Here is a 19,774-nt window from a genome sequence, read left to right on the forward strand (position 1 = left end):
ACGAACCCCATGTGGTCGGCGGGCGCGCACTCATCGAACAGAAAGTTCACTGATGACGAAGAGCACCAAAACCCTGCACGGCGCCATCGCGCTCGCAGGCATCTCTGCCCTGGCCCTGACTGCCTGCACGGGCCCCTCGGGCGGCGGCGGAACCTCGACCGGCAGCGCCGGGGGCGGCGCCATCACTTACGGGACGACGGACAAAGTGGTCACGCTGGACCCCGCAGGCTCCTATGACGGCGGCTCATTCATGGTGATGAACCAGATCTATCCCTTCCTGCTGAACTACGCCCCCGGAACCGCCGACGCCGCTCCGGACATCGCGGAATCAGCCTCCTTCACCAGCCCCACCGAATTCACGGTGAAGCTGAAGCCCGGCCTGAAGTTCGCCAACGGCCACACCCTTGACTCCTCCGACGTCGTCTTCTCGTTCAACCGGGTCATGAGCATCAACGACCCCAACGGCCCGGCCTCCCTGCTGGCGAACATGGAAAAGATCGAGGCGACCGACCCGGACACGGTGGTCTTCACCCTCAAGGCCGGCAACGACCAGGTGTTCCCGGGTGTCCTCGCCTCCAACCCCGGCCCCATTGTGGACGAGGAAGTCTTCCCGGCCGACAAGATCATGGACGATGACGCCATCGTCGCGGCAAAGCCCTTCGCCGGGCAGTACACCATCGACAGCTACAAGAAGAACGAGCTGGTCAACTTCAAGCCCAATCCCGACTATCAGGGCTTGCTGGGCGAGGCGGCGAACGACGGCGCCACGCTCAAGCACTACGCGGACCCTAACAACCTGAAACTGGACGTGCAGCAGGGCAACATCGACGTCGCGGGCAGGATCCTGACTGCCACCGACGTTGCCGACCTCGAGTCGGACAGCAACGTAAAGGTCCACAAGGGCCCCGGCGGCGAGCTGCGCTACATGGTCTTCAACTTCGACACCATGCCGTTCGGAGCCAAGACCCCCGAAGCCGACCCTGCCAAGGCCCTGGCAGTGCGGCAGGCAATCGCGCACCTGGTGGACCGGGATGTGATCGCATCCCAGGTTTTCAAGAACACCTACACCCCGGTCTACTCCTACGTGCCCAAGGAATTCGAGGGAGCAACCGAACCCCTGAAGAGCCTCTACGGGGACGGCAGCGGTAAGCCCAGCCTGGAAAAGGCCAAGCAGGTGCTTACTGATGCCGGCATCACCTCCGTGGTGGACGTCAAGCTGCAGTACACCGACAGGTACGGCACGTCCGCCGCGGACGAATACGCCCTGGTGAAGGAACAGCTGGAGAAATCGGGGCTCTTCACGGTGGACCTCAAGTCCACTGAGTGGACCACCTACACCAAGGAACGGCGCAGATGCCTACCCCGTCTACCAGCTCGGCTGGTTCCCGGATTACTCCGACGCCGACAACTACCTCACGCCGTTCTTCATCCCCGGCAACTTCCTGGGCAACCACTACGAGAACCCGGCCGTGACCGACGTCGTCAACAAGCAGCTGGTCACCACCGACAAGGCCGAACGGAGCGAGCTGCTTGGCCAGGCCCAGGAAGCCATCGCCAAGGACCTCTCCACCCTGCCCCTGCTCCAGGGTGCCCAGGTGATGGTCGCCGGAACTGATGTCAAGGGCGTGGAAAAGACCCTCGATCCGTCCTTCAAGACCCGCCTTGGCGTGATGTCCAAGTAGGTCCAGCCGGCAAGCCGCACCACGGGGCGGGGCGCCCGCACGGCGTCCCGCCCCCGGTGCTGGCTGATGGCGCTGGCAGGACCAGCGCCCAGACGATCCGAAGGTTCCCATGACCACATTGATTGACGCGCCGCCCGGCGACACGGGCGGAATTCTTCCTGCCGCCAGGAAGTCCTCCGGCGGAGGACTGGGGCAGTACATCCTGGTCCGCTTCCTGCTGATTTTCCCCACTATCTTCATCCTCGTGACCATGGTCTTCTTCCTGATGCGGATTACCGGCGACCCCATCACGGCAGCCATGGGCGGACGGCTGCCCGCCGACCAGCTCCAGGAACGCATCGAGGCTGCAGGCTACGACCGGCCCATCCTCGTCCAGTACTTTGAGTACCTCGGCCAGCTGGCCACCGGCAACTTCGGCCGTACCCTGACCGACAATCGTGCCGTCGTCGAGATGCTCACCACATACGGTTCGGCCACCCTGGAACTCAGCCTCAACGCGCTCGTCGTGGCCCTGCTCGTGGGCATTCCCCTGGGAATGCTCGCAGCCCACCGCCGCGACAAGGCGCCGGACGCCGTCCTGCGGGTTTTCGCCATCCTGTGCTACGCCACCCCGGTGTTCTTCGCGGGAATGCTGCTGAAGCTCACCTTCTCGGTGTGGCTGGGCTGGCTGCCCGTGGCCGGCAGGGCAAAGACCTCCAGCGAACTTGCCCTGACCTCGCTCGAGGCCCCGACCGGCATCTACTGGCTGGATGCCCTGCGCAGCGGCAACATGGCCGCCTTCGCCGACGTCCTGGCCCACGCCGTCCTTCCGGCCGTGGCGCTCGGGCTGCTGACGGCTGGCATCTTCCTCCGCCTGGTCCGGACCAACGTCATCGGTACCCTGGGCCGTGACTACATCGAAGCCGGACGGTCCCGCGGCATCAGCGAGTACCGGCTGGTGACCAAGCACGCCTACAAGCCGGCCCTGATTCCCATCATCACCGTGATGGGCCTGCAGATTGCCGTGATGCTCGGCGGGGCGGTGCTGACAGAAAAAACGTTCGAGTGGAAGGGGCTTGGATTCCAGCTGGCCAACTACCTGACCGCACGCGACTTCGTGGCGGTGCAGGGCATCGTGGTGCTGTTGGCGATCATCGTGGCCCTGACCAACTTCATCGTGGACATCATCGCCGCGCTGATCGACCCCCGCGTGAGGTACTGACATGGCCAATCCCGACGTGCCCCTTCCTGCGGCAAACCCCAGGGCACCGCTCCTCCGCCGCCTTCCGGTCATCTCCCATTACACCCGGAGCGTGGGACTCCAGCGCGGCATGCTGGTGGCCGGGCTGGTCCTGACCGGCGCGTTCGTACTGACGGCGCTCTTCGCCCCGCTCCTTGCGCCTTACGGCTACTCGCAACTGTCCGACGACGACGGCAACTTCCCCACGCAGCAGGCCCCGGGCGGCAAACACCTCCTGGGCACCACCGTGGGAGGGTACGACGTCCTGTCGCGGGTGATCTGGGGTGCGCAGACTGCGATCCTGGTGATCGTCGTCGCCGTCGCCATGTCAATCGTCATTGGCGTGGTCCTGGGCCTGGTTAGCGGATACCTGGGCGGCTGGCTGGACAGGATCCTCGTGGTGGTTGCCGACGCCGTCTACGCGTTTCCATCGCTCCTGGTAGCCATTGTGATGGCCATCGTCATCAGCGGCGGCCAGTCCAGCCTGGCGGGCGGCATCTTCGCCGCCGGGACCGCCATCACCCTGGTTTTCATTCCACAGTATTTCCGGGTCATCCGGGCGGAGACGGTCCGGCTGAAAGCGGAACCCTTCGTTGAATCCGCCAAGGTGGTGGGGGCGTCCAACATCCGGATCATGGGCAGGCACATCTACCGCAACGCCACCAGGACCCTGCCCCTGATCTTCACCCTCAACGCCTCGGAGGCAATCCTCACCCTCGCCGGCCTGGGCTTCCTCGGTTTCGGCATCGAGCCAAGCTCGGCCGCGGAATGGGGCTTCGACCTGAACAAGGCGCTCGCCGACACCACCTCGGGAATCTGGTGGACAGGCCTGTTCCCCGGGATGGCCATCGTGCTCACGGTGGTGGGCCTGACGCTGGTAGGAGAAAGCATCAACGACCTGAACGATCCCCGCCTGCGGGGCCGGAAATCCGCAGCAGGCAAAGTGACACCGGGTCCTGCTGCCGCGGGTCCAGGCACTGCGGCGCACGCCGCCATTGAAACGGAAGTGAGGGGATCATGAGCGCCAACGCTGCTGCAGCCACCGCGAGCGCGGACCAGCCGGATATCCGGGTCCTGGACATCGGGCATCTGAGCGTTACCTTCGCTACGGACGGCGGCGACGTCCGGGCCGTCAAGGACGTCAGCCTGGACGTCAGGGCGGGGGAGGTGCTGGCCATTGTGGGGAGTCCGGTTCCGGGAAGACGGTGACCGCCAAGACCATCCTGGGATTGCTGCCGGAAACTGCCAGCAGCTCCGGCACTGTCCTCATCAACGGGGCGGACGTGATCAGCGTCAGTGCCGAACGGCTGCGCCAGATCCGCGGGCGTGACGTGGCAATGGTCTTCCAGGAGCCGTCCACGGCGCTGAACCCGGTGTTCACTGTCGGCTGGCAGATCGCCGAGGGCATCCGTGCCCACTCCGGCCGGAACGGCGGGAAGCGTGTCTCAGCCAAGGAGGCCAAGGCCAGGGCCGTGGAGGCGCTGCGCAAGGTGGGCATCCCGGATCCCGACCACCGGGTCAATTACTATCCGCACCACTTTTCCGGCGGCCAGAAGCAGCGGGTTGTCATCGCCGCGGCCCTGGCACTCAATCCGGGCCTGATCGTTGCGGACGAGCCCACCACCGCACTGGACGTCACGGTGCAGGCCGAAATCCTGGAACTGCTCCGCGACCTGCGGGACAAGTACGGCACCTCCATAGTGCTGATAACCCACAACATGGGCGTGGTGGCGGACCTCGCCGACCGCGTGGTGGTCATGTACCAGGGCAACGTTGTTGAGGAGGCGCCGGCGCGCAAACTCTTTGCCGAGCCCAGGCAGGACTACACCCGGAAACTGCTGGCCGCCGTGCCGCACCTTGGACACAATTCGGCTTCGGAGGGCCAGACCGTGCGTCCCCACCAGGATGCGGAAGTCCTGGTGGCTGCCCACAACCTGTCCATCGAATACCCCGGCCGGCTCGGTACCCCTGCTTTCACCGCCGTGGACCGGGTCAGCTTCACCGTCTCCAGGGGTGAGGTCTTCGGGCTGGTGGGGGAATCCGGATCCGGCAAAACCACCATCGGGCGGGCCATCGCCGGACTCAACCGGACCACGGGCGGCAGCCTCAAAGTGCTGGGCTACGAGATGCTGGACTTCCGGGAGCGGACCTTCAGGCCCCTCCGCAAGGACATCGGCTTCGTGTTCCAGGATCCCGCGGCGTCCTTCAACCCGCAGCTGACCATCGGGGAGTGCATCGCCGAACCTATGGTCATCCACACAAAGCCCAGCCCCGCCCAGGCCCGCAAACGCGTCGGTGAACTGCTCGAATCAGTCCAGCTGCCGGCGTCGTACGCCTGCCGCTACCCGCACGAACTCTCCGGCGGGCAGCGGCAGCGGGCGTCCCTGGCCCGCGCCCTGAGCCTGAATCCCCGGCTGCTGATTGCCGACGAACCGACGTCGGCCCTGGACGTTTCGGTCCAGGCGAAGGTCCTGGACCTGTTCAAGGACATCCAGCAGGAGTTCGGGTTCGCCTGCCTGTTCATCAGCCACGACCTGGCGGTGGTGGACATCCTCTCGTCCTGGGTGGGGGTTCTGTACAAGGGCAGGCTGGTGGAGCAGGGAGTCGGGAGCCAAGTCATGGGCAATCCCCGGCATGACTACACCAAACGGCTCATTGCCTCCCTTCCCGTGCCGGATCCGGAGGAACAGGCGCGACGCCGGGAACAGCACCGGGCGCTGCTGGGCATCTGAGCGCAGTGCCGCCAAGCGCCGGTGCCGGGGCGGCACCCCGGCACCGGCGCTTAACACCCGGCCCATCAGGCCGGCTGCCCATAGACTGGGATCATGACGCAGCACAACCTCCCCTCACCCGACTCAGACGAATACGATCCCTCCGCCAGCTCATTGGCTGGCCAGGTTGACAGTTCGGTGATGGCTGAACTGCTGTCCATCCGCTCCAGCATCGACAACATTGACGCCACGCTGGTGTACCTCCTGGCGGAGCGTTTCAAGGCCACGCAGAAGGTGGGTTTCCTGAAGGCCGCCCATCGGCTTCCCGCGGGTGACCCGGGTCGCGAGACAGCGCAGATCGCACGGCTCCGCAGGCTCGCCGAGGATGCCCACCTGGACCCCGCCTTTGCCGAGAAGTTCCTGAACTTCATCATCGGCGAGGTCATCCGCCACCACGAGGCCATCGCCGAGGACCACCAGGCCGCCGCCGGCCAGCACCCGCAGGCATCAGCACTCGCGTGACCGTGGTTGAACGGCACGAACCCGCCGCCGCGCCGGAGAAAGCCCCGCCGGCGGAAGTAACGGCAACCGGGCTGGGACCATGGCCCGGCGAGGACCCCTTGGAAGCTGCCAGGATCATCCGCGGAGAGCTCGGCAGCCCGCACCTGCCGTTCCTGGCCGAACTGCGGCCCGCGGCGTCGGTTCCGATTCCCTGGGCCGCACCGCATCCCTGCTCGAGGAGCTGGCCGTTGATGTGCAGCCCTACGGGTGGCGGCTCGTGGACCGTCCGGGCAAGGATGTGCGCCGGGCAGCCTCGGCGCTTGCCACCGACATCAACGTCCTGGCCGATGTGGCGGGGACCGAGGAGGCGTCCGCCGAGGAAATCAAGGTCCAGCTGGTGGGCCCCCTCAGCCTGGCCGCCGGCCTGCACCTGCACAACGGCGAACGCGCGCTGATCGATTACGGTGCACGGCGGGACCTGGCTGAGTCGCTGGCTGCCGGCGTCGGTGGCTACCTTAGCCGGGTGGCCGCAGCCGTGCCCGGTGCACGCCTGATGGTCCAGCTGGATGAACCTGATATCGCCGCCGTGCTCGCCGGCACCATCCCCACGGCCAGTGGCTACCGCACGCTGCGGGCTGTTGCCACGGCGGAAGCCCGCGAAGCGTGGCGGCTGGTGATTGAAGCCCTTCGGGCCGCGGGAGCCGTTGAAGTGGTGGTGTCCGTTCCCGCCGTCGAAGCCCCTTTCGAGCCGATCCTCGCTTCCGGTGCGGACGGTGTCGCGGTGCCCCTGAAGGCCCTGACCACCCGCCAATGGGAGCACCTTGCCGGGGCCGTGGAGGCAGGCAAGCGGCTGTGGGCCGGGGCGCTGGATGTGGACGGGGACACCCTTCCCAAGGTTGCGGACTGCGTGGAATCCGTGTGGCGGCCGTGGCGGCAGCTCGGTTTGCCGGCGTCGTCCCTGCGGACCCTCCGCGTCACGCCTTCGGCTGGCCTGGCGGACCGCACCCCTGCGCAGGCCACCGCGGTGCTGGGCAGGCTGACGCAGCTGGCGGACGGGCTGAACCAGCTCGCCCTCGGCTGACCGGCGGAACCGGTCAACTCCCGTCGTCCTAGACCCGGTTCTCCCAGCGGTCCGGCTGCGCGTAGCGGGGAAGGAAGCTCTGGGCCGCGCTGCGTCCGGTGTAGGGCCGCAACCTGTAGTCGAAGCTTCCGGCGTAGACCAGGACCAGACCGATTTGCGGCTGGATGACCTTGACCTGGATGCGGTGCTTGCCGTTGGTGCCGCCCGCGGGATCCCACCACTGCTCGGCGTACGCCTTGGCGTCCACCGGTGCCGGCAAGGGCACCCGGAGCGGGCCAAGGAACAGGCGGGAGGCTTCAGAGACGCCTCGCAGCCGTCCCTCCGGGGTGACACTCAGGTTCAGGTCGGTCACCATGCGGCGGTAGCGGCCCACGTAGTCAACCAGCTGCGGTGACCCGTTGCGGATGGTGGCGCTGGTGGTGTCCTGGAAAATCCGGGTCCTTCCGGGAAAGCGGATCTCCCGGCGGGCGGTAAGGCTGGAGCGGCCAAACGGGTCCTGGTGGGCGTGATTCTCGATCCGGAATGGAATGTTCTCGCCATATTCGGGGAAGAAGGCCTCCTCGCTGCTGGTCAGCCGCAGCAGCGGCCGCAGCCATTCCTGCCGGCAGCCCACTACATCGAATGTCCCTTCACCGATGCCGTAGCGGCCCGAACCGGGCACCAGGGAGAAGTACTCCTGCAGTTCCGGCTGCAGCCTGGCAAAGTCCGTTCCAAGGACCTGCTGGTAAATCGGTACGTTCACGAAGCTCCTCCTGCGGGCAACACACTACTGGTCTCACAATTTACCGGCAGCCTTGAGCCGGATGTACATGTCCGCGACGCGCGGCGGCAGCTGGTGCGGTTCGGCGTCCACCACTTCCACACCGTACCGGCGAAGCTCGGCGCTGACGGCGGCGCGCTGCAGGAGGGCCCGTTCCGCAGCGGCGGCCCGGAATACCCCGGCAGCATCGCCGCGCTCCCGGACCATGGCGCCCAGCTGCGGATCCCGGACAGCTGCCACCACCACCACATGGTCCTGGGCCAGCCGGGCGGCGGCCGGCAGGAGCCCTTCCTCCGGCGCGCCGCCGTCGAGGGAAGTCAGCAGCACTACCAGGGAGCGGTGGGCCGTGACGGCGCGGACCTGGGCAGGGACGGCCGGCCAGTCCATCTCGATGAGCTCCGGATCCAGCGGTGCCATGGCCTGGACCAGCTGTCCCAGCAGATTGCCCTGGATGGCGGTTCCTGCCCGGGCCCGTGCCCTGCGGTCAAACGCCAGGAAGTCCACCCGGTCGCCGCCGCGCTCGGCAAGCACACCGAGGAGGAGCGCCGCTTCCATCCCGGTGTCGAGGCGGGTCTCGTCGTCGATCCTCGCTGCCGCTGTCCGTGACGTGTCGAGGACCATCACCACCCGGCGGTCACGTTCGGGCCGCCAGGTGCGGACCACGACGGCGGACCTGCGGGCGGTTGCGCGCCAGTCAATGGACCGGACGTCGTCGCCCCGGACATAATCCCGCAGGGAATCGAATTCGGTGCCGGCCCCGCGGATCTGGACGGCAGCTTTCCCGTCCAGTTCCCGCAGTTTCCGCAGTTTGGAGGGCAGGTGCCGGCGCGAATGGAACGGCGGCAGGACACGCAGCGCCCCGGGGCAGTCAATGGTGCGCTGGCGTGCTGCCAGGCGCAGGGGGCCAAAGGAGCGCAGCGTCACGTGCGGGGCCTTGAGGTCGCCGCGGCGGACCGGCCGGAGCCGGACAGTGATGCGCCGGCTTTCATGCGCGGGAACATCAATGCCCTGGACCGGGTCCTGTGCTCCGGCTGACGGCTGCCAGCCGTCCCGCAGCAAGCCGTGCAGCCGCCGGCTCCCGTCATTGCGGACAATGAGCCTGGCCTCCGCCGTCCCGTTCAGGGTGACGTTGCCGGGATCGGAGCGCAGCACCTGGACCGGTTTCAGCGCGCCGGCGAGGAGCAGGTCGGTGCCGCACAGGACGGCGAGGACGGCCAGCACGGCACATACGGTTCCCCATCCGGGCAGCAGCAGGACCGGAACCAGGCCCAGCAGCACCAGCAGGACAAAGCGCCCGGAAATGGCCATCAGCGCGGAACGGGAACGGACGCCAGGATGCTGCCCAGCACGTCATCCACCCGGACCCCGTCCATCTGGGCCTCGGGCTGCAGCGCCACCCGGTGCCGGAGGCAGGGCAGGGCCAGCGCCTTGACGTCGTCGGGGGTGACGAAGCTCCTGCCGGACAGCCAGGCCCAGGACCGGGAGGTGTTAAGGAGCGCTGTGGCTCCACGCGGCGAAACGCCCAGCAGGAAGGACGGTGCCGTGCGGGTGGCCCGCACCAGGTCCACGATATAGCCGATGATTTCCTGTTCGACGGCGACGCCCGTGACGGCCTGGCGGGCCCGCTCCAGGTCTGCGGCGCCCGCGACGGCACGGACCCCGGCCGCTGCCAGGTCGCGCGGGTCGAACCCGGCCGCATGGCGGCGGATGACTTCCATCTCCGCCGAACGCTCTGGCAGGGGCATGGTGAGCTTGAGCAGGAAGCGGTCCAGCTGGGCTTCCGGTAGGGGATAGGTGCCCTCGTACTCCACCGGGTTCTGCGTGGCGGCCACCAGGAACGGGGCGGGCAGCGGGCGGGACACGCCGTCCACCGAGACCTGCCGTTCCTCCATCGCCTCCAGCAGCGAAGCCTGGGTCTTGGGCGGCGTCCGGTTGATTTCGTCCGCCAGCAGGAGGTTGGTGAATACCGGCCCTTCCCGGAACGTGAACTCGGCGGTGTGCGCGTCGTAGACCAGGGACCCGGTGACATCGCCGGGCATCAGGTCCGGGGTGAACTGCACCCGCTTGGTGTCCAGGTCCAGTGCCGCGGACAGGGCCCGTACCAGCAGGGTCTTTGCCACGCCCGGCACACCCTCCAGCAGCACATGCCCCTGGGACAGCAGGGCGATCAGCATGCCGGTCACCGTAGCGTCCTGTCCCACCACCGCCTTCGACACCTCGTGGCGCACATCCAGCAGGGCCTGCCGGGCGGAATCGTGCTCCATCGGGTCCAGGACCCGCTGGCCGCTGCCATATTCACTCATCGGCTGTTGACCTCTTTCTCTAGGTTGTCCAGTTCCTGTGCCCAGGCGACCAGCCGGGACTCGCTGCCGGGATGGTGGTTGAGGAGGTCCCGTATATCGGCTGCCGGCCGGCCCAGCAACCGTGCCGCCGCCTCAATGACGGTGCCGGCAGAGGCTCCCGGGCCGGGCCGGAGCCTGGCGGCCAGCCGTACCAGGATCCCGGCGCGGAGGTTGTCCCGTGCCTGGTCCACCGCGTGGGCGTCGTGGTACATCCGGGCGCGGCCCTCTGCGGTTTCCACTGCCTTCACCACCACCGGCAGCGGCTCGAACACCAGCGGGCCGAGCCGCCGGCCGCGCCACGCGATCGCGGCCAGGGCAACCACCAGCAGCCACGGGCCCAGGAAACGGACCCACTCCGGTGCGAGCTCGTCCAGGGTCTGCCCTGACCCGGACGCGGCCACATCCTCCAGTGACGGCAGGTACCAGACCAGGTCCGGAGACTTGCCCAGGGTACGGAGCGCAAGGGCAGCATGGCCCCGCTCATCCAGCTGCCCATTGCCCAGGACCACCGTGCTGCCCAACACCGTCAGCTGCCCGTCGCCGCTGACAGCCAGCAGCCCGGCGGCACTACCGGCAGGCCGGTAACAGGACACCCCGCCGTCGTACACGAAACCCTGGCTGCCCGAGACCTCCCCCGCGGCCAGGGCGTCCGGGAGCGGACAGCCGGGGGCCAGCGGGGGAGCATCGTCGGGCACCACTCCCGCCTGCCTGATACCGCTGCCCAGTGCGGTGAGTGTTTCCAGCCGCGGCGTGACCACTACAACCTCCCCGGCGGCGGCCGCCAGATCACGGAGCCGGGGTTCGTCGAGGATCCCGTTGCGGTCATACAGCAGGAGGGTTGCGGCTGAACTTTCCCCCAGCGCGGCCATCGCCTCCTCGAACGTTCCGGCTGTGTGCACGTCCACTCCGTGGCGCCCCAGGATCTGGGTGACGGCCCGTGCGCCGTCCGGACCTGCGTTGCCGGGGGACAGCGGAACGGCGTCACCCCGGGGAGCCAGCTGGCCCCAGACAACCAGGCCCAGGGCGACGGCCACCACCGCGCAGAGGGCCGTCAACGCACGGTGCTTGCGGAGCCAAGGCAGTGGTGTCCGCCCGGGAGCGGGAGAAGGAGCTGCCCCGCGGACACCGGCGGGAAGGGTGTCCGTCATCCGAGGGCCGCCGGGGATTGCAGTGCCGACTCCGGTTTCGCCGCCTCGAGATCCGCGTCCAGGCCGGCCAGCTCCTGGTAGTCGCCCCGGCCTGCCGGCCGGTTCCCGTACCGCACAGCGTCGAAGACGCCTGCCGCGCGCTCCAGGCGCCCTGCTTCCCTGGGGAACGGCACGGCCAGCTCCCGGGCCACCTCGTCCGCCGTGCGCCCGGGCTGCGGTTCGAGGATGGTCCGGTCTTCAGCCGCGCGGACCAGTGCACGGAAGCGTTCGACGACGGCGTCCCCCCATTCACCAGACGCGGCCGACGCCTCGGCGCGCTGCCTGTATTCAGCGGCGGAAAGGACGCTGTCCGCCTCGAAAACATCCCTGGTCCGGCGTGGCGCTGCGTTCAGGCGCGGCCTGGCCAGGATCACGGCGGCCGCGATGACGAGGGCAATGACAATCCCGATCACGGGACCCGGCAGGGGACCTGCGGACTGCGAGGATCCGTCCAGGGACGAAAACCAGTCAAGGAAGTTCTCCCAGACTGTTTCGATCCACGACGGTGCAGTCTCACGGTATTCCGCCTTGGCGATTTCTTCCTCAGCCCACCGCCGGGCTTCCCCTGCCCCGGGGAGCACGGGGGGTTCAGCGGCCATGCGCCCACGGGCCGGAGGAAGGCCCGTTGTCCGGTCCCCGGACGTTGTCAGCCCCGCGGCCCGGAACGCCGTCGGGATCGGCGCCCGATTCGGCAAGGCGCAGGAGGCTGATGTCCAGGCCGTCTTTCCGCATCCGCAGGTCCATGTAGAGCAGCGCCATCACGGACGTCTGGAACGCATACCCGAGGGCGCCAACCAGGGCGCCGAGGACAGCAGTAACCACGCCGAGTGCCACGCGGTGGCTGCCGCGTCGCCGCCCCCGCCAAGTGGATCGGTGAAGGTGGTGAGGAACCCTGCCAGAAGGCTGACCGGGATCATCACCACCTGGCTGATGACCCCCACCAAAATGCTGACAACCAGCGTGATGCCGAGGATCCGCCACCAGTTGGCACGGGTCAGCTCCCAGGACCGACGGAGCCCGGCCAAGGCTCCCAGTTCCTCAATCACGACGGCGGCGGGAGCCACCATCAGTTTGACGGCGATCCAGATGAACAGCGCGATAAAAGCAAGGACAAGCGGAATGAGCAGGAGCGCCCCGGTTCCTTCCATGCTGGACACCAGGGCTACCGCAAGCGCCGCGAGGAGACCGAAAGCCAGGATCCCGGCGGCCACCAGCAGCAGCGCCAGGCGGACCAGCGCCCCGGCCCGCGACCGGGAGAGTGCCCACATCTGGCGGAACCCTGTCCGCCGGTTCAGGATGGCGCGCGCCACCGGGACCACCATCGCACCCTGGAGAACTGCGGAAATCAGCAGCGTGAGCAGGCCGACCACGAGGAAGGCGGAAAAGAAACCGATGCCCAGTGACGCCGCTTCCGCCGGGCTGGCACTCTCCGCCCAGGCTTCGATGGATCCCATGGAGGTGGCGGTGACGGCGGTGATGACGGCCGCAAGGATGGCTGTCAGGGACTGGGCAAGCACGGCGGCCCCCAGCATGGCTTTCGGATTCCGCCGGATGGCCTGGAAGGAGCCGTCCATGATCTCCCCGAACATCAGGGGGCGGAGCGGGACGATGCCGGGCTTGGGCGGTGCAATGTAGCGGGGCTGGCCGTAGGGGCCGCCGTTCTGCATTCCCGGCTGCGGAGCCCCGGCGTAGGGGGAGCCGGGTGCGGGCGGCGGTCCCCAAGGTGGCTGCTGGCCGGCAGGCTGCTGCCAGCCCGGCGGTCCCCAGGGCTGCTGCCCGGGAGGCTGTTGCTGGCCGGGCCACTGCGAACCTGGCGGCTTTTGTCCCGGCCAAGGTTGCTGCCCCGGCCATGGCGCATCAGAGGGCCACTGCGGGCCTGAATCCTGTGGTGACACCCTGTTCCTTCCCCCGTACCAGGCCGTCGGCTGCCCGCCGCGCCCGGCGCACTGCGCGGAGGGCGCCGGGAAGGTCCGGCATGCCCCCAGCCTATAGTTCCGGCGTCGGCCGTCCTAGCGTTCCGCCATGCCGGGGGCCGCTGAACAGGACAAAGACTGCCTGATAAGGGAATATATAACTATGAAGGCACGCATTCTGGTGGTTGATGATGACGAAGCGCTGGCCGAAATGATTGGAATTGTTCTCCGCAATGACGGCTTTGAGCCGGTCTTCTGCGCCGACGGCGCCCAGGCGCTGGACGTATTCCGGTCATCCAGGCCGGACCTTGTACTGCTGGACCTCATGCTTCCGGGCGTGGACGGCATCGAGGTCTGCCGGCAGATCCGTGCCGAATCGGACGTGCCCATCGTCATGCTGACCGCCAAGTCGGACACATCCGACGTCGTCCGCGGCCTGGAATCCGGCGCTGACGACTACGTGCCCAAGCCGTTCAAGCCCGCCGAACTGGTGGCGCGCGTCAGGGCACGCCTCCGTCCCGGCGACCAGAAAGCACCGGAAACCCTGCGGATCGCCGACATCACCATAGACGTCGCAGGCCACACCGTCAGCCGGGGCAACGAACGGATCTCGCTCACGCCGCTCGAATTCGACCTCCTGGTGGCACTGGCCCGCAAACCGTGGCAGGTGTTCACCCGCGAACTGCTGCTCGAACAGGTCTGGGGCTACCGTCATGCTGCGGACACGCGCCTGGTCAACGTCCATGTCCAGCGCCTGCGGTCCAAGATTGAACGCGACCCGGAGGCCCCGGAAGTTGTAATGACGGTGCGTGGTGTCGGCTACAAAGCAGGGGCCTGACCCCGCTGCTTCCGGTGAGGGACGCAAAGCCGGCGCAACGCCGCCCGCGCCCCACTCATCCGGAGGCCCCCCAGGCGTTCAGGGGGCAGACGGGGAGCACCCGGCCCCGGAACATACAGAGTCCCTGACCCCCGGATTCCGCGAACTGGCCTTCCGGGGGCGGATCTGGCAGCGCCGGGCCCTGATTGTCAGTCTTCGCGTGGCGCGGCTCGTCGGGACGGGCTTCCGCCGCTTCCTTCCCGCACTGCGCCACATCGGCCGCGCCCTCCAGCGCCGGTGGCGCCGCTCCCTTCAGTTCCGCACCGTCCTCACCACGCTCCTCCTGGCCGTGACCTCCTTCGCAGCGGTGGGGGCATACCTCTCCCACCAGATCGCCAACAACCTGTTCCAGGAGCGACTGACACAGGCGGAGTCGGAGACCCGGTACAACGTCAAGCAGGTCCAGGACACGTTCGACGGCGCCCAGGTCACCGACCAGTCCAGCGTCATCACCCTGGTCTATGACACCCTGAACGCCGTGGAAGGCAGGGGTTCCGTCATCCAGCGCCGCTACGTGTTCGAGGCGATGCCCGAGCAGACCAAGCCCAGGAACCGGTGGGTTGAGTCGCGCGCGTCGGACCAGTTGACGGTGAGCGTCATCCCGCCCGAACTCCGGAAGGCAGTCCAGGAATCCGGGAAGGACCAGTACTGGGCATCCACTGTCATTCCCGTGGGCACCGAGGACAGGCCCGGCATTGCCGTCGGCAACAAGGTGACATTTAACGGCACCGTGTACGAGCTGTACCTGATCTATGACCTGAACACCGCCCAGCAGACCTTGGATGAGATCCAGCGCGTGCTCTGGGCCGGTGGCGCGGTGCTGGTGCTGCTGATCGGCGCCGTGGCCTGGTACGTCACCCGCAACGTGGTCAGCCCGGTCAGCCATGCCGCCATGGTGTCCGAAAAACTAGCCGCCGGGCAGTTGCAGGAACGCATGGTGGTCCGCGGCGAGGACGAGGTGGCGCGCCTTGGTGCTTCCTTTAACCACATGGCTGCCAGCCTCCAGGAACAGATCACCCAGTTGGCCACCCTGTCCCAGATGCAGCAGCGCTTCGTCTCCGACGTCTCGCACGAGCTCCGGACACCGCTGACAACCGTTCGGATGGCAGCCGAGGTCCTGTACGACGCCCGCGACGATTTCGACCCCATTAATAAGCGGTCGGCGGAACTGCTCTACAACCAGGTGGAGCGCTTCCAGTCCCTGCTGTCGGACCTGCTGGAGATCTCGCGCTTCGACGCCGGCGTGGCCGTCCTGGATGCTGAGCCGGAGGACATCCTGCAGGTTGTTGCGCATGTCATCGAAGGGGCTGCGCCCGTGGCGGCGGAGTACGGTTCCGAAATTGTCCTCAGCGCACCCGCGCAGCCCATCATCGTGGAGATGGACGCGCGTCGTATCGACAGGATCCTGCGGAACCTGATCCTCAATGCCGTTGAACACGGTGAGGGGAAACCTGTCACCGTCACCGTCGCAGCCAACCAGGCCGCCGTCGGAATTGCCGTCCGTGACCGCGGCATCGGCATGGAGCCTTCCGAGGCTGCCCGCGTCTTCGACAGGTTCTGGCGTGCCGACCCTGCCCGCGCCCGCACCACCGGCGGCAGCGGATTGGGCCTGTCGATCGCCATGGAGGACACCAAACTGCATAACGGCTGGCTGCAGGCCTGGGGCAGGAAAGGCTCCGGCGCCAACTTCCGGCTCACGCTGCCGCTCCACCAGGGGGAAGACATCGATACGTCGCCCGTCCAGCTTGAACCCGACGACGTCATGGCACCGGGCGAACCGCGCAACATCCCCAGGGAAACGGACAACCGCAACATGCTGGTCCTCGAAACCGGCGCAGCACGCCTGGCCCCGGTGCCGACGTCGAAGGAAACTCCATGATGCCCCGCCGCCTGCGCCTGGTGAAGGGCGCCGCGTTCCTGCTGGCCCTCGTGTTCGTCCTCGCCGGTTGTGCGCGGATCCCCACTTCCGGGCCCGTGGGAAAGAGCAGCGAGGGCAGCGCGGGCAACCTCAGCGCACCCGTCTTCCTCCCGGCAGCACCGCAGCCGGGCGCCTCGCCCGAGACGATCATCGACTACTTCTACCGGGCCGGAAGCGGCTATGAGGACGACTACGCCGTCGCTCGCCAATACCTGACCCAGGCTTCCTCCGTGTCCTGGAAGCCGGACCAGCGTGCCCTCGTCTACCGGGACGCCCGGGTGGTGGCTACAGACACCGAAAACGTCTACAACTACGATCTCGACGTCGCCTACACAATCGACGCGGACGGGATCGCCACGCAATCACCCGAAGGAACAGTGGAGAAGATCCCCGTGACCGTCACCCAGGTGGACGGTGAGTGGCGCATCTCGGCAATTCCCGACGGCACTGCCATCGCCGAGGAGACCTTCAAGGTGATCTACGGCGCGTATCCCATCTACTTCTACGATCCCACTTTCACCTTTGCTGTCCCGGATGTGCGCTGGTTCATCAGGAACAAGACGGTGAAGTCGATGACCAGTGCCCTGCTTGCCGGGCCCGCCCCGTACCTGCGGGGCGCGGTAGCCAGTGCCTTCCCCTCCGGCATCAAGCTGGCCCGCGAATCCGTCCCGGTGGTGTCCGGGGCAGCGCAGGTTGACCTGACGGCCAAGGAACTGATGGAGACTTCGCCGGCGGACCGGCTCCGCATGCAGATGCAGCTGACGCTGACGTTCCGCAGCCAGCCCGATGTGGTCAATGTGGAACTGCGGGCGAACCAGGACCTGGTCCGGGTGGAGGATGACGGGTCCGTGCTGCCGCCGGTGCAGGACAAGAGCGTGCCGTCGCGCCAGATCGCCATCAGCGGCAACGAACTGGTGAGATACGAGAACAACAGGGTCTCCCCGCTGCCGGACATGCAGCCGGTCTCCGCCCTGAATCCGCGGTTCCCGGCCGAATCCCCGGTATCGCAGACAGCAGCGTTCCTCAACGACGGCAGGACCACCCTCTACGGCATCAACCCGGGCCAGCCGGCACGGTCCCTTACCACCCGAAGCACGCTGAGCCGCCCCTCCTTCGACCTCAACGACTGGGTGTGGACCGCCGGGCCGGGAGGGAACGGCGCCACTGAAGTGGTTGCCTACCGCCCCGGCGGGGTGGCCGAGGGGGCGTCCGTCCCCGCGGTCACGTTGGCGCCCGCCTGGCTCGCCGGGCGGACCGTCAAGGAACTCCGGATCTCGCGGGAGGGGGTCCGGGCCCTGGTCATCTCCGAACAGAACGGCAGGACGCGGGTGCAGGTGGCAGGCATCATCCGTGGCGGTGACGGAACACCCCGGGAACTGACGGCACCGGTCACCCTCGCCACCGACAGCAACCCTGACCAGGGGGCGTGGGTCAGCGACACAACGGTGGCGGTTATGAAGGGGGCAGCGGCGTCCAACGTCACCCCGGAACTGCTGTCCCTCACGTCCGGCCAGCCGCAGCAGCTGGCTCCGTGGCCCGGGCTTGTGGCACTCAGCGCGGGAAATGGTGCCGAGGAGGTCTACGGGCAGTCAGCCGAGGGTATTTTCCAGCGGCTGGGCAACGGGTGGTCACCGCAGATCAAGGGCCCTATCGACCCGTCGTTCCCCGGCTGACACGGAGGAGCTGCGGCGCATCCTGCCGCCGCTCCACCGGCATTGTCCACATGCGACGACGGAGCATTGTCCTTCGATGCCCGCGGCGTGGAACGTGGAGCCATGACCAGTCCAGCGCTGCTGCCTCCTCCCGGCCGCCGGCCCCGGCTGATCCGGATCTCTTTCCCCCGCCGCCGCGGTCAGCCCGGCACCGGTCAAGGCGCGGCAGCCGGCTGCTCCGCCTTGGGGATGAGCTGTCCGGCGCCGCCGCCGACCTCCTGGCATTGGCCGTTCCGGTGGATTGCGTGTGCTGCGGCGCTGAAGACTTTGAACTCTGCGCCGCCTGCGACCGCCACCTCAGACGCCTGACCAGGGATCCGTTCCGCGCGGAGACCGGGGCGCCTGCGCTGATGGACATTGGCGGCAGGGTGCTGCTGCCCGTCGTAGCCGCCGGCGTTTACCGGGAGGAGCTTGCGCAGGCGCTCCTCTCGTTCAAACGGCACGGCCAACGTCAGCTCAGGAGCAGCCTTGGCCGGGCACTGGCCCGTGCTGTCCTGGCGGCGGCGGGGGAAGATCGGGCGGTATGTCTTGTCCCCGTCCCCACCAGTTCCGCGGCCTACCTGAAGAGGGGTTTCAGCCCCGTCCACCTGCTCCTGGCAGAGGTGGCGCGGGCGACGCCGGGAGTCCCTGTGGCGGACGTCCTCGGCAAGGCAGGCAGGGCGGGACTCCGGCTGGCCGGAGGGCAGAAGGGGCTCGGCCGCGGGGCCCGGGCCAAGCGTGTTCGGGGCTCTATGAAGGTCTGCCGCCGCGCCCGGGCACGGATTGCCGGACGCCGCTGCATCATCGTCGACGACGTCCTCACTACCGGTGCCACCCTCGCCGAAGCGGCCCGGGCCTTGCACCAGGCGGGGGCCATCGTCACCGGCGCGGTGGTCCTGGCTGCGACACGCCCGCCCGACGCAGGTGCCGCCGGGGCGGATGCCTCCGGTGCCGCGGAAGCAACCATGACTTAGAAAAAAATAAACCGGGAAAGGATGAATAACGGATGGCTATGAACTAACGTCGGTGGTGGGTACCAAGAACAGAATGTACCTGTCGATGGCGGCTCGGAGAGGGGCTTGACTGTCAAACAGCTCGGCCCAGCGAAGTGCCGCCGTCGTGTCACCGAAGTCATTTGGAGGGCACCATGGAGTTTATGATCAGCGGACGAAATCTGACAGTTTCAGACCGGTTCCGCGAATATGCCGGGGAGAAGATCTCAAAGATCGAGTCGCTTGGAGACAAAGTCCAGCGCGTCGATGCCAAGGTCTCCAAGGAGACGAACGCCCGGCAGACCGGCGACCAGCTGACCGTTGAGGTGACAGTGTTGGGCCGTGGACCTGTGATCCGTGCCGAAGCCAGTGCCGCCGACAAGTTCGCAGCGTTCGATCTTGCTTACAACAAACTGCTTGAGCGTCTCCGCCGCGCCAAGGACCGCAAGAAGGTCCACCACGGGCGGCACACTCCGAAGGCCGTCCGTGAAGCGACCGCCACACTCGAACCTGCCAGTGCCCATGAACCGCTTTATGTCGAGGCGAGCCACCGGAATGACGCCGCGGCAGCCCCTGCTGACAAGTCCCCGTATGACGTGGACAACGACATCCCGGCCGGCGATTCCCCCGTGCTGATCCGCCGCAAGGTCTTTCCGGCCGCATCCCTTTCGCTGGATGACGCCGTCGACAATATGGAGCTTGTGGGCCACGATTTCTACCTCTTCGTGGACAAGGCAACCAACACGCCGTCGGTGGTCTACCGGCGCCGCGGCTGGACGTACGGTGTCATCACGCTTGACCACGAATGCGAGCCCGGGGACACGGTTATCGAGGAGAAAATCCTTGCCTACGCTCGGATGACGCTGCAGCCAACGCCTAGGGTGGCTGCAGCCACCGGGG

14 protein-coding genes and 4 pseudogenes are annotated in these 19,774 nt (G+C 67.4%); 11 read left to right on the plus strand and 7 right to left on the minus strand.

Annotation, left to right across the window (positions count from 1 at the left end):
- Nucleotides 1-52 precede the first annotated feature (52 nt).
- The 6 genes and pseudogenes from G205_RS03795 to G205_RS03820 all read left to right on the plus strand — a co-directional run bounded on the left by G205_RS03795 (nt 53) and on the right by G205_RS03820 (nt 7,194).
- Nucleotides 53-1,682 (plus strand): annotated as a pseudogene (locus tag G205_RS03795) (ABC transporter substrate-binding protein).
- A gap of 109 nt (nt 1,683-1,791) precedes the next feature.
- Complete coding sequence (locus G205_RS03800; protein ID WP_009356816.1) at nt 1,792-2,883, plus strand: ABC transporter permease; 1,092 nt, start codon at nt 1,792-1,794, stop codon at nt 2,881-2,883.
- A gap of 1 nt (nt 2,884) precedes the next feature.
- Nucleotides 2,885-3,922 (plus strand): ABC transporter permease, encoded by a 1,038-nt coding sequence (locus G205_RS03805; RefSeq protein ID WP_009356817.1) that lies wholly within the window; start codon nt 2,885-2,887, stop codon nt 3,920-3,922.
- Nucleotides 3,919-5,633 (plus strand): annotated as a pseudogene (locus tag G205_RS03810) (dipeptide ABC transporter ATP-binding protein). The gene G205_RS03805 and the pseudogene G205_RS03810 overlap by 4 nt, the downstream one beginning before the upstream one ends.
- Before the next feature lie 93 nt (nt 5,634-5,726).
- The gene (locus G205_RS03815) at nt 5,727-6,134 is read left to right on the plus strand and encodes a chorismate mutase (RefSeq protein ID WP_009356818.1); all 408 of its coding nucleotides are present in this window, start codon (nt 5,727-5,729) and stop codon (nt 6,132-6,134) included.
- A 2-nt stretch (nt 6,135-6,136) separates the two neighbouring features.
- A pseudogene (locus G205_RS03820) lies at nt 6,137-7,194 on the plus strand (uroporphyrinogen decarboxylase/cobalamine-independent methonine synthase family protein).
- Between the two features lie 28 nt (nt 7,195-7,222).
- On the opposite strand, the gene G205_RS03825 reads toward G205_RS03820, so the two are convergent.
- The 7 genes from G205_RS03825 to G205_RS03850 are packed head-to-tail and all read right to left on the minus strand — an operon-like array spanning nt 7,223 to nt 13,150.
- Entirely contained in the window at nt 7,223-7,936 is a 714-nt protein-coding gene (locus tag G205_RS03825; protein ID WP_009356820.1) for a DUF4166 domain-containing protein, read from the minus strand.
- Between the two features lie 33 nt (nt 7,937-7,969).
- Nucleotides 7,970-9,262 carry a DUF58 domain-containing protein gene (locus G205_RS03830; RefSeq protein WP_009356821.1) on the minus strand — a complete coding sequence of 431 codons (1,293 nt, stop codon included), beginning with the start codon at nt 9,260-9,262 and terminating at the stop codon, nt 7,970-7,972.
- Complete coding sequence (locus tag G205_RS03835; protein ID WP_009356822.1) at nt 9,262-10,257, minus strand: AAA family ATPase; 996 nt, start codon at nt 10,255-10,257, stop codon at nt 9,262-9,264. Before G205_RS03835 ends, G205_RS03830 begins: the two co-directional genes overlap by 1 nt.
- Entirely contained in the window at nt 10,254-11,444 is a 1,191-nt protein-coding gene (locus tag G205_RS03840; RefSeq protein ID WP_035751981.1) for a DUF4350 domain-containing protein, read from the minus strand. Before G205_RS03840 ends, G205_RS03835 begins: the two co-directional genes overlap by 4 nt.
- Nucleotides 11,441-12,082 carry a DUF4129 domain-containing protein gene (locus G205_RS03845; RefSeq protein ID WP_009356824.1) on the minus strand — a complete coding sequence of 214 codons (642 nt, stop codon included), beginning with the start codon at nt 12,080-12,082 and terminating at the stop codon, nt 11,441-11,443. Before G205_RS03845 ends, G205_RS03840 begins: the two co-directional genes overlap by 4 nt.
- Nucleotides 12,072-12,242, minus strand: a complete 171-nt coding sequence (locus G205_RS22465; RefSeq protein ID WP_235046772.1) for a hypothetical protein — start codon at nt 12,240-12,242, stop codon at nt 12,072-12,074. Before G205_RS22465 ends, G205_RS03845 begins: the two co-directional genes overlap by 11 nt.
- Nucleotides 12,242-13,150 carry a DUF7847 domain-containing protein gene (locus G205_RS03850; protein WP_235046773.1) on the minus strand — a complete coding sequence of 303 codons (909 nt, stop codon included), beginning with the start codon at nt 13,148-13,150 and terminating at the stop codon, nt 12,242-12,244. The genes G205_RS22465 and G205_RS03850 overlap by 1 nt, the downstream gene beginning before the upstream one ends.
- Before the next feature lie 409 nt (nt 13,151-13,559).
- On the opposite strand from G205_RS03850, the gene mtrA reads away from it, so the two are divergent.
- The 5 genes and pseudogenes from mtrA to hpf all read left to right on the plus strand — a co-directional run bounded on the left by mtrA (nt 13,560) and on the right by hpf (nt 19,754).
- Nucleotides 13,560-14,234, plus strand: a complete 675-nt coding sequence (mtrA, locus tag G205_RS03855; RefSeq protein WP_009356825.1) for an MtrAB system response regulator MtrA — start codon at nt 13,560-13,562, stop codon at nt 14,232-14,234.
- Between the two features lie 124 nt (nt 14,235-14,358).
- Entirely contained in the window at nt 14,359-16,152 is a 1,794-nt protein-coding gene (gene mtrB, locus G205_RS03860; protein WP_052014025.1) for an MtrAB system histidine kinase MtrB, read from the plus strand.
- Nucleotides 16,152-17,864, plus strand: a complete 1,713-nt coding sequence (locus G205_RS03865; RefSeq protein WP_009356827.1) for an LpqB family beta-propeller domain-containing protein — start codon at nt 16,152-16,154, stop codon at nt 17,862-17,864. The genes mtrB and G205_RS03865 overlap by 1 nt, the downstream gene beginning before the upstream one ends.
- A gap of 50 nt (nt 17,865-17,914) precedes the next feature.
- Nucleotides 17,915-18,856, plus strand: a complete 942-nt coding sequence (locus G205_RS03870; RefSeq protein ID WP_083875001.1) for a ComF family protein — start codon at nt 17,915-17,917, stop codon at nt 18,854-18,856.
- Between the two features lie 173 nt (nt 18,857-19,029).
- Nucleotides 19,030-19,754, plus strand: a pseudogene (gene hpf, locus G205_RS03875) (ribosome hibernation-promoting factor, HPF/YfiA family).
- Nucleotides 19,755-19,774 lie beyond the last annotated feature (20 nt).

The sequence above is a fragment of the Arthrobacter nitrophenolicus genome (assembly GCF_000332815.1).
GTDB lineage: Bacteria > Actinomycetota > Actinomycetes > Actinomycetales > Micrococcaceae > Arthrobacter > Arthrobacter nitrophenolicus.